This is a genomic window from Rubritalea tangerina, assembly GCF_042683245.1.
Lineage (GTDB): Bacteria > Verrucomicrobiota > Verrucomicrobiia > Verrucomicrobiales > Akkermansiaceae > Rubritalea > Rubritalea tangerina.
The window spans coordinates 1-9801 of sequence record NZ_JBHUJB010000004.1; the positions used below are offsets into that span (position 1 = coordinate 1).

Here is a 9801-nt window from a genome sequence, read left to right on the forward strand (position 1 = left end):
TTCAATATCAGGCTTTCCGTCTACTACAAAAAAGCTCGTAATCGACCTTAACTACGTGCCATTCGGGACGGTAGTCTAGTTGGTGGGTTTGTCAGCTTGGCAGCGGGTTTAGAGATGAGAAGACATCTCCATTGAGGGGTAGAAAAAAGCCCAACCGAATCGAATTGGGAGGGCTTTTGAAAATTCTATGAAATAGAGTAGTTCTGGATTTCTTTACCAGTTCTTGTCGCCTCGTTGCCCTTTTCGACTCCCTCCTCCTGATCTATTTTGTTGATTGTAATTACCGCCACGCCCAGCAAAGCCGCCGCCACGGTTATTGTTTTCTCTTGGGCGGGCTTCATTAATTTTGAGATCTCTACCTCCAAAGTTTTTGCCGTCAAGATGTTCGATAGCTGCAAGCATTCCGTTCTGGTCTTCCATGGTTACAAAGCCAAATCCACGAGGTTGATCAGTGTATTTGTCGATCACTAAGTGAATATCGGATACTTTCCCTTGAGTTTCAAAATGTGCCTTGAGCTCTTCTTCAGTAACGTCGTAGGGCAGGTTGCCCACATATACTTTTGTATTCATAATTTTGTAGTGTTGTGTCTAGCGACCTAAATAACTCTGATGCAGTGAAATTTTCTTCATCTAACATCGTTTGATAGCAATACCGACAAATACAAAATACAACGCCTCTGATGTAGGCTTTCTAAACTCTTAAGCAGTTAAGTCGCGGATTGATGAATTCTACAAGCATATTCTGCATACGACTAGGATCTATTTGGAAATGGAGGGTTGAGAGTGATAGAGGTGTATGGTCTAAAATGTAGCCTATTCCGGATGGAGTTTATGGACGACGAAGTTTGCACCAGCAGAGAAGGTGGGGGAATACATGAGCGTGCATACTTTTTTTACAGGTGTGCGTGGAGTGATCTCAGCTTTCTTGGCATTTGCGATAGCCAAGACACTGGGGCCACAGGTGGTCGCTTATGTTGGTGCAAGTTGCATTTTGATTGCTTCCCTCATGTTGCTACCTGAGTTGAAGGCGAACTGGAAGAAGTAGGTGGAAGAGATCCGTTGGGCACATCATGTGGTTGCATACAGTCGTTAAGATAAATACTACTGGTTGTGTGAAGGTGATTCAATCTTCGAACATGTGGAGAGGTGATGCGTGTGTCTGTTAGTGTTTCAGATATAATGATTTCAGGGTTGTGATTCTTGGGTGTGTGTACTAACAATACAAGGTGCGGGCTCTTCATTATTAATGATCTACAAAAGGAGCCTTCAAGAAATAGCCCCCAAATAGTCATGAGTCCTTGTATAAAAAATCGTTTCAAAACCATGAGAACAATAGCCCTCAGTGTCGTCTTCTTGAACATTGTGTCACCTAGCCATGGGGCTGTGTACACCTATCAAATTAGCAATTACCCAGCGATCCAGAATGGAGCTAACTTAGCAGGAACGATTACAGTTGATACAGCTAGTGGTACCGAAAGCCCTGCCTCCAGTGGCAATTTCTATGTCGGGCATTCTGCTATTACTGCATGGGATTTTAGTGTGACTCCGACCGTTGGGGGGGCGTACTCAGTTGACAGTAGTGGCATTAATCCATTGGCATCAGGTCTAGGCGGTTCATTTGCCATGTATGCAACACCGAGTTCTTTGGCGATTGTAGGAGGTTCAAGCTTGAAGCTTCAGGCCGATGACGGAATTCCAGGCGCAACAGTAGAGCTATGGTGGTACTATGATACACCCATTTATAACTCAGGAGGAGTAGGGGCTGGTGGGGCTATTTGGCTCAACACAGATCGCACAGTGTTAGATAATACTTTTCCTACCAATCCTGATGCGTCGGCTCAAAGTTGGGTGATTGCAACAGTAGTGCCTGAGCCCAGCGGGTCCGCATTACTAGGCATTTCCTTGTGTATTTTATGTGGCCTACGGCGGCGAGTGTCGTAGTTCTCTTTTTCCTAGGTGGATGTACCTGCATTAGGAGTGTGCGTGTGTCCTGCACGTGACTGAGGGGGGAGTATTGAGTGGTAGGATGCTTTCTGATTGCTGAGACCTTGGGGGGGCGCTATGTTGAAGGCATGCGCATTCTGGGATCCCTCGTATTCTTGTCCATCTGTTCTTGCTCATCGGTTTTTGTGAAAGACTCACCATTATCGGTCTATGAGAGCCAAGAAAGTGATCGTCATAGTCACGGTAGCTTTGTGCATATTCATACCCGAGTGGGAGAGCGTGAGCATTTCCATCCACAACAAAAGTGGGATATTTCACGTTCAATTGCAGAGGATAAACGACGGAAGCTCGAAAAAGAACGTCAAAGAAGGCGGTTCACTATGCGCAATAGACCGCTCTTATGAAGTCATCTAGCTTGAGGAGGATCATTGGCAGGTCAGTGGTGTGCGGAAATGTCGTCATCAAATGGTGATCAATCTAATAGCTTTATAATTAGATTTGTCTAACTAACTGGCAATCAGTATGTATTGCAATTTGTGTGTGGGGTGTGTTAAGCTGCAACGCTATGAAAATGAAATGGTTATTCCTAATTTCAGTGTCGTTTGCGTTACCCTTCACCACAGCATTTGCTGATGGGCATTTGGCGGGAGCGAAAGCGCCAACTGATGACTCGACTGGCATTCATGAGCTGGAAGAGAAAAAGAAGATGAAGTTTGGCGAGATATCCGTCAGTGAGCTTCAAGAAGCCATGAAGAAGGGGTCGGTGACGATCTTGGATGTGAATGGTTTAGAGAAGTTCAATGCTGGGCATGTGCCGGGCGCACTTCATTTTGAATCCATGGATGAAGCTGCTTTAGCGAAGGCGCTTCCTGAGGACAAAGCTACATTGATTGTGGCTTATTGTGGTGGGCCTACATGAAAGGCATGGAAAAAGGCTGCGGTCGCAGCGAAGAAGATGGGTTACACCAATGTTAAAGCCATGAAGGCGGGCATCTCAGGTTGGATGGATGCAGGCGCTGAAGTAGAAAAATCTGGCCAGCCGAAAGAAACAGAAACCGAATAAAAAAGAAAATTTCGTCTAGCCGTTCGAGCTCACTGTGAACGGGCTAGGCCGCGCCTCGACTAGTACCGTGCTTGGACTAGCGAGTTGTGTAGTATGCGCTCAGGGTTTGGGAGAGCTCTGAGCGCATTTATTTTTGGGGTGGAGGTACTACCAAATCGCATTTTAAAAGAGACAAATGATTATTATTTGGGGGCTTGATGTATTGCGCTGCGCGAAAGAAATGTAGGTTCAGTCTCTTTGTTAATGAATCAGCGTTTCTCTTCAGTTGTCCCGCGCGTGCGGGGCTCTTTCACTCCACCTTGATATTTCTGCACGCTGATTTCGACCATTCGTCCATTCCGTTTCGCTCAATGGTCTAAGAGCTTATTCACGTTCAATTTTGATGCGAAAGAAGCGATGTTGTTCGGAATTGGGAGTGGGGGAGAAGCTGTTGAGTGGGCTACTGGTGGAGTGTGGGCCACTGTAGGGTGTGTAGTTAATGAGGTCGGTGGAGCTTTCGACGAAGTAGCGTCTGTTAGAATGACTGGGCCATTCAAGGGTCATAGTGTTCCCTTGTTTGACGAGCTGGAGGGATGGCAGTGACTGGCTGTTGGTGGGGTGTGATCCAGCGATCCACTCGTCTTTATTGAGGACACCATCGCCATCAGAATCTGTATTTGCGAGGGTTTCGTAGTCATTGCCGGAGATACCTTGTTCATCAAACCACCAATGTGGGACCCCTGAGGTGGTGGTAGCGACATTTTCCAGCAGGACAGCAGTGGGGGTATAGCGAATGCGATAGTGGGCATTTCCTACCTTAATGGAGTTATCAGCGTGTTGGAAGCGTCCATTGACACTGGCTGCGGTGAGGATTGTGAAGCTATCCCCTGGGCTAGGCTGGAAGTTGTTATCGAGGGTGAGATCGAGGGTCCCATTGAGGTTTGCTTCACCTTGGATAATGAGTTGGCTGTAGTCGTCACCTGCATTGGCATTGCCTGCGAGAGTGAGAGTGAGCTTCGAGTGATCGTAAGCGAGGTAACGGCCAGCGATTTCGAGTCTACGGTGTCCGGGGATTGTGACCGTATCTGTGGGCAGGGTGAGGGAGACTGAATCAAGTGAGGCGAAACCTGTGGCACCATTTGCTGGGAGAAAGGAAACTCGCAAGGATTTACCGACAGCATTGGTGTCAGTGATGGCGGGTACGGGGTAGTTGGCCTGAATCCATGAGCCGGAGGTCAAGGCGAGAGTCTGGCTAAAGAGATCCACTTCTTGGGCGCTGTCATTGATGTAGAAGAGGCGCACGGTAATTTCTTCACCCGTGGACCAATTGCTAAAGCCTTGGTGCCAGAAGCTGAGTTGGTAGGTTTCATCTAGGGCAATGTTGTGGCCAGTATCTTGGATGAGACCTACGCCAGTCTGGAGGAGTCCGCGGAAGGTGCCGTCTTGAGCTTTGTTGCCCTTTGCACCATCGAGGGTGGCATCCCCATTGGTGGTCCAGTGGTCGAGGCTGTTGAAGGAGTAGTCGCCGCTACCATCAAGGGTGCCATTTTCAAAGCTGCCATTAAGAATAAGCTCTTGATTAGCGGCAGCTTGTTCTGTGGCGGGTGCTTGGGTGAGGGTGAGTTGGCCACCGTGGTAGAGGTTAGAGTCAATGGTTCCAGCTCCAGTGAGAGTGCCCTCAGCTTTGATGTCTACCCAGCGTGCGGACTTGAGAGTGCCGCCTTCTAGCTGGAGTGCGCCATTGGCATTGATACGAATTTCGTTACGGCCAGTGAGGGTTGTTGGGACGACGAGGGACTGGCGAGCGGTAGTATTGCTGCCGATTTCGAGGGCGAGTAGATCCACATTGGTGGCGAGTGTGGTGGTGGCGTCTGTGTTTTGGGTGTTACGCATGACCGCGTTCCACTGGGCGTTGGGGGTATTGTCGCTGTAGTCATTGGCCAGTTCGTGACCGGCAGGGTAGGCTGGGTCTGACCAAGAAGCGTCGGCTTCAAAAGCAGCTCCGTCAGAGCCGGTCCAAGTGCGGAAGGAATTGGCAAAGGTGTCGGTGAGTCCCAGAAACTCTGCGCTTGCTACGGCATTGAGTTCATCGCGGAGGGCGAGGTAGTCTGCGTAGTTCGGGTCAGAGGTTTGGTTGAGAAGGTTAGTTGACTCGCTTGGGTCATTACTCAAGTTGTAGAGGTTTCCATTATTGCGCATTTTATAATCGCCTTTGATAATGGACCAGGATGAGCCGCTTTCGTGGCAGAGGTAGTCGCGAGTGCGCTGCGCGCCATGACCAGTGAGTAGTGGTGCGATCGAGACGCCGTCGGTACCGACGGGAGCCTCCGCACCAACGAGTTCGGCAAGAGTCGGCAAGACGTCTGTGACATCGACGGGAGTGGTGATGTTCTGGCCAGCAGCGATGGTACCTGGCCAGCTCATGACGGTGGGGACACGGATGCCACCTTCTTGCACACTCCCTTTGGAGCCGCTGAGAATGCCATTGGTTTGGAAGAAAGTCTTTGGGGGGCCCGATTGACCACCATTGTCTGAGGCAAAGATGATCAAGGTGTTTTCAAGCACGCTGTCTGAGGTGTCTCCGTCACCATTTGGGTCACGCAGGACATCCATGATGTTACCGATGTGGGCATCCATGCGCGTGACCATGGCTGCAAATTGTTTACTTCCTTGGGCCCAGTCTGCGGAGCCGGGAACGTCGGCGTAGGCATCAAACCAATTGGGGAGGCCATCGATTTCACCGAGTGGGGTATGGGGGATTTGAAAGGCTAAGGTTGCAAAGAATGGTTGGCCGGACTGAGCATTGGTTCGGATAAAGTCCATAGCTGCGAATGCGTAGGTGTCATCGCAATAGGCGGTGGCGGGGTATCCGGCATCATTTTGGTAGGCTGGTAAGTTTGGATAGTTTGGATAGTTTGGATAGTTTGGGTTATTTTTAGGAATGGTGTTAGGGATGAGCTGGGTTTCGAAGACACCTGGGCTCGTTTCGACGTGCGACCAGAGTGTGGGTTGGAAGAAGGTGTGGGCGCGCTTGTGGTGGAGCTCAGCAAGGAGCTCGTCGTAGCCGTGGTTGATTGGTAGTGTTTGCGGGTTATTGATGGCAGGGTCGATCTTGTCATAATCTGCGCCATAGCCCCACTTACCGTAGTAGCCAGTGCGGTAGCCAGCTGATTTTACGATGGTTCCGACGGTGGTGTCTTCTGCGCGAATCGCTTTGGTTTTATCGGGGTCATTACGGTCAGTCCAGGTGTGGCCTTGGTGGAAACCGAGTTGCTGAGAAGAACGGGCCGGTGAGCAGACCATACATCCGTATCCGCGAGAGAAATTTGCTCCGCTAGCGACGAGTGCGTCAAGGTTGGGAGTGAGAAGCTGTGAGCTTGGGTAGTTGGCTTTGAGGGCGCCCCAACCTAAATCATCGGCATAAAAATAGACGATATTGGGTTTAGGCGCAGCGTTTACGCTACAAAGTAGCGAGAGAAATGCGAGGAGTGGTAGTAGAGTCTTCATAGGTAGATGTGAGCTCCACAGCAGTGAACCTCATTATCATATGTTTGCTGAATCAATCTATTACATGATTTGTTCCTTTTCCTTCTTGTCGAGCTGCAGAGGAAAGTCGGTAAATGTGAGGGAAATATGGGTGAGAAGTTGCGGTGTTAGGTTTTTGTGGGATAGGTATTGGGTGAGGAAGATTGGTTTCATATACGCCCACCAACTGTATTGGCCGCATCCAGTGATTGAGGCTGCTGATCAGGTGTACTTGATCGATGATGTATGGCTATATGAGGGCCGAGGGAGATGGAAGATACGGCCGCACCGCAAGCGCTTACTCCATCTGAAAGCCTCGGTATTTGCCTATCTAGAACGTTGTCAGAGATCTGGAATTCATGTCGAGAGCTTGCTGCACCCATCTGACATAGCTGAGGCAGCGTTGCGAGGGAGTGAGTGTGTTGTGTGTCGCTTGAATGATGCTTATCTGGAAGATGAATTGGAGGAGGCCATTGGGGGGGGAGAGATCACCTGGCTGGAGTCGCCTGGATTTGTGACTCCGCATGCATGGGGTGAGGACTTTTTTGCAGATGGTAAGAAGCCATTTATGAAGACTTTTTACGAAGCTCAGCGCAAACGCATGGGGGTCTTACTGGGTGCAGATGGGAAGCCAGTGGGTGGCAGGTGGAGCTTTGATGAGGACAACCGGAAGAAACTGCCACGCAAGGTTGCGGTGCCAAGCGCACCCATGATTGAGCATGATGAGGAGGGGCTGGGATTGCTTGAACGAGCAAGGGAATCATTGGTGGAATCTGGGCAGTGGGCTGATGGCAGTGGTGATGGTGAAAACCTGCGCTATCCGATCACGCACGCGGGGGCGGAACGCTGGCTGGAGCAATTCCTTGTAGAGCGTTTTTCAGGTTTTGGGAGTTATGAGGATGCCTTGAGCACACGGGGAGATTTCCTTTACCACTCGGTGCTCACGCCGATGCTGAACATTGGTCTTTTGACTCCTCAGCAGGTGGTTGACGCGGCATTAGCCCACGCAGGGAGAGTGGATGTTGCAATGAATGACTTGGAGGGATTCATTCGCCAAGTGATTGGTTGGCGTGAGTTCATTGCCATTCTTTATCGTAAGCATGGTGGTTGGATGCGCAGGCAGAACTTTTTTGGTTTTGTGGACGCTATGCCCAAGAGCATTTGGAAGGGACGCACGGGGCTTGAACCGGTGGACTACGTACTCGATAAGGTACAGAGGGAAGGCTACGCCCACCACATTGAGCGGCTAATGGTGATGGGCAATTTTTTCATGCTGATGCGGATTCGCCCGGATGATGTTTACCGCTGGTTTATGGAGATGTTTGTTGATGCATACGACTGGGTGATGGTGCCGAATGTGTATGGCATGAGTCAGTATGCGAGTGGTGGGTTTATGGTGACCAAGCCGTACCTATCAGGGTCTAACTATTTAAAGAAGATGTCTGATTTTAAAGCTGGCCCGTGGTGTGATGTGTGGGATGCGCTGTATTGGAGCTTCATTGACGATCACCGGGATTTTTTCGCGAGCCAGTATAGGATGAAGATGATGTTAGGCCACTTAGAGAGGATGGGGGCAGATAAGCTAGCTGGTCACCACGCACTTGCTAAGGAATTCAGGGTGGCGATGCATGATGGGCAGATATGGGGAGAAGCTAGTTTGTTTTAGCTATGGATGACGAGGTGCATTTGGTTTGGCTGAAGCGGGATTTACGTCTACGTGACCACCGATGTTTTCACGAGGTGGGAAGGCGCTGTGCTATGGGGCATAAGATGTTAGCTGTGTATGTGTACGAACCCATTGTCTATCAGGCTCCAGAATTTGACGTTAGCCACCTTTACTTCCTCAACGAGTGTTTGTTGGAGCTCCGTGAAGGGCTTCGGCGGCTGGGGGGGGAATTGCTCATTTTGCGGGGGGAAGTGGTGCGTGTTTTCGAGCAAGTGCGGCGTCATTTTGGGGTGACTCACCTCTGGGCGCATGAGGAGAATGGAAATGCTACGACTTTTGATAGAGATTTGAAAGTGGCTGCATGGGCTCGAGAGCAGGGTGTGCTGTTTCAAGAATTTCCGCAGAATGGTGTGATTCGTCGGCTCAGCGACCGCGATGGTTGGGCTGAGAGGTGGAACAGACGCATGCAGCAAGACGTCATGCAAATCCCGGCATTGATGCACTCACCAGAAGTACGCCATACGGGGGATATTTTGGACGCCGCAGCGTTGGGCTTGGTTGACCGTGAGATGGTGGAGAGGCAGGTTGGTGGGGAGGATGAGGCGCATGAGGTTTTGGAGAGTTTTTTGTATCACCGTGGGACTCGTTACCGCTCGGAAATGAGCAGCCCGGTAACCGCTTACGACGCCTGTAGTAGGCTTAGCCCTTACTTGAGCTTTGGGTGTATTTCTGTAAAGGAAGCATACCGCATTGGTCGTGCAAGGTTATCTCAGATTAAAGTAGGTGAGGTTCCTCTGGGTACGGTGACCGTCTGGAAGCAAAGTTTGCGCTCCTACTTGTCGAGATTGCGTTGGCATTGCCATTTCATGCAGAAGATGGAAGATCAAGTGGATATAGACTGTGTCAATATCGCGCGTGCATACGACGGGTTGAGGGGGGAGAATCAAGAGATGTTAGAGCGCTGGGCTGAGGGCAGGACGGGGTATCCAATGGTGGATGCGTGTATGCGTGCGGTAAAGGCGACGGGATGGCTGAACTTTCGGATGCGTGCGATGGTGATGTCATTTGCGAGTTACCATTTATGGCTCGACTGGCGCGAGACGGGCTTGGTCTTAGCGCGGTACTTTGTGGATTACGAGCCGGGCATTCATTGGAGCCAAGTCCAGATGCAGAGTGGGACTACAGGCATTAATAGTGTGAGAGTCTACAGTCCAATCAAGCAGGCTGTTGACCAAGATCCAGAGGGGGTATTCATCAAGAAGTGGGTTCCTGAGTTAGCGGAGGTGCCAGTGGCCTATATAGCACAGCCAGAATTAATGCCAGCGATGGAGCAGACCTTTTCTCAATGTTTGATAGGGGAAGATTATCCTCGGCCAATTGTGGACCATCAGCTTGCTTACCGAGATGCTCAGAGACGCATTCGAGCGATACGCACGATTCCTGAGGCGCGTGTCGAGGCCCAGCAGGTTTATCAAAAGCATGGCAGTCGGTCGTCGAGGAGGCACAAGAGGTCAAGTTAGCGATCTTAGTTCTAGCAAAAATCCATTTGTCTACACTGTCTAGTGTGCTGTCAGCGAAGTCCTCTTCATATTGGTGCGAATATTGCTGACAGCTCAGTATGGCT

Annotated in this window: 7 protein-coding genes; 4 read left to right on the forward strand and 3 right to left on the reverse strand. The window is 50.2% G+C overall.

Annotated features, from left to right (window positions below):
* Window positions 1-213: 213 nt before the first annotated feature.
* A complete protein-coding gene (locus ACFSW8_RS00060; protein ID WP_377090793.1) occupies window positions 214-570 on the reverse strand; it encodes an RNA recognition motif domain-containing protein in 357 nt (118 codons plus the stop codon).
* 753 nt (window positions 571-1323) lie between these two features.
* Here ACFSW8_RS00060 and ACFSW8_RS00065 point away from each other — a divergent pair.
* Both ACFSW8_RS00065 and ACFSW8_RS00070 read left to right on the forward strand, forming a co-directional pair.
* Entirely contained in the window at window positions 1324-1941 is a 618-nt protein-coding gene (locus tag ACFSW8_RS00065) for a PEP-CTERM sorting domain-containing protein (RefSeq protein WP_377090789.1), read from the forward strand.
* A gap of 574 nt (window positions 1942-2515) precedes the next feature.
* Window positions 2516-2863: a rhodanese-like domain-containing protein gene (locus ACFSW8_RS00070; protein ID WP_377177140.1), complete on the forward strand. Its 348-nt coding sequence runs from the start codon at window positions 2516-2518 to the stop codon at window positions 2861-2863.
* Between the two features lie 507 nt (window positions 2864-3370).
* Here the strand turns inward: ACFSW8_RS00070 and ACFSW8_RS00075 are convergent.
* Together ACFSW8_RS00075 and ACFSW8_RS00080 are read right to left on the reverse strand one after the other, a co-directional pair.
* Window positions 3371-6493: a sulfatase-like hydrolase/transferase gene (locus ACFSW8_RS00075; protein WP_377090785.1), complete on the reverse strand. Its 3123-nt coding sequence runs from the start codon at window positions 6491-6493 to the stop codon at window positions 3371-3373.
* 60 nt (window positions 6494-6553) lie between these two features.
* A complete protein-coding gene (locus tag ACFSW8_RS00080; RefSeq protein ID WP_377090784.1) occupies window positions 6554-6685 on the reverse strand; it encodes a hypothetical protein in 132 nt (43 codons plus the stop codon).
* A gap of 31 nt (window positions 6686-6716) precedes the next feature.
* Here ACFSW8_RS00080 and ACFSW8_RS00085 point away from each other — a divergent pair, with 31 nt between their 5' ends.
* A complete protein-coding gene (locus ACFSW8_RS00085) occupies window positions 6717-8177 on the forward strand; it encodes a cryptochrome/photolyase family protein (RefSeq protein WP_377177142.1) in 1461 nt (486 codons plus the stop codon).
* A 2-nt stretch (window positions 8178-8179) separates the two neighbouring features.
* Complete coding sequence (locus ACFSW8_RS00090; RefSeq protein ID WP_377090782.1) at window positions 8180-9697, forward strand: cryptochrome/deoxyribodipyrimidine photo-lyase family protein; 1518 nt, start codon at window positions 8180-8182, stop codon at window positions 9695-9697.
* The last annotated feature ends 104 nt before the right edge of the window (window positions 9698-9801 follow it).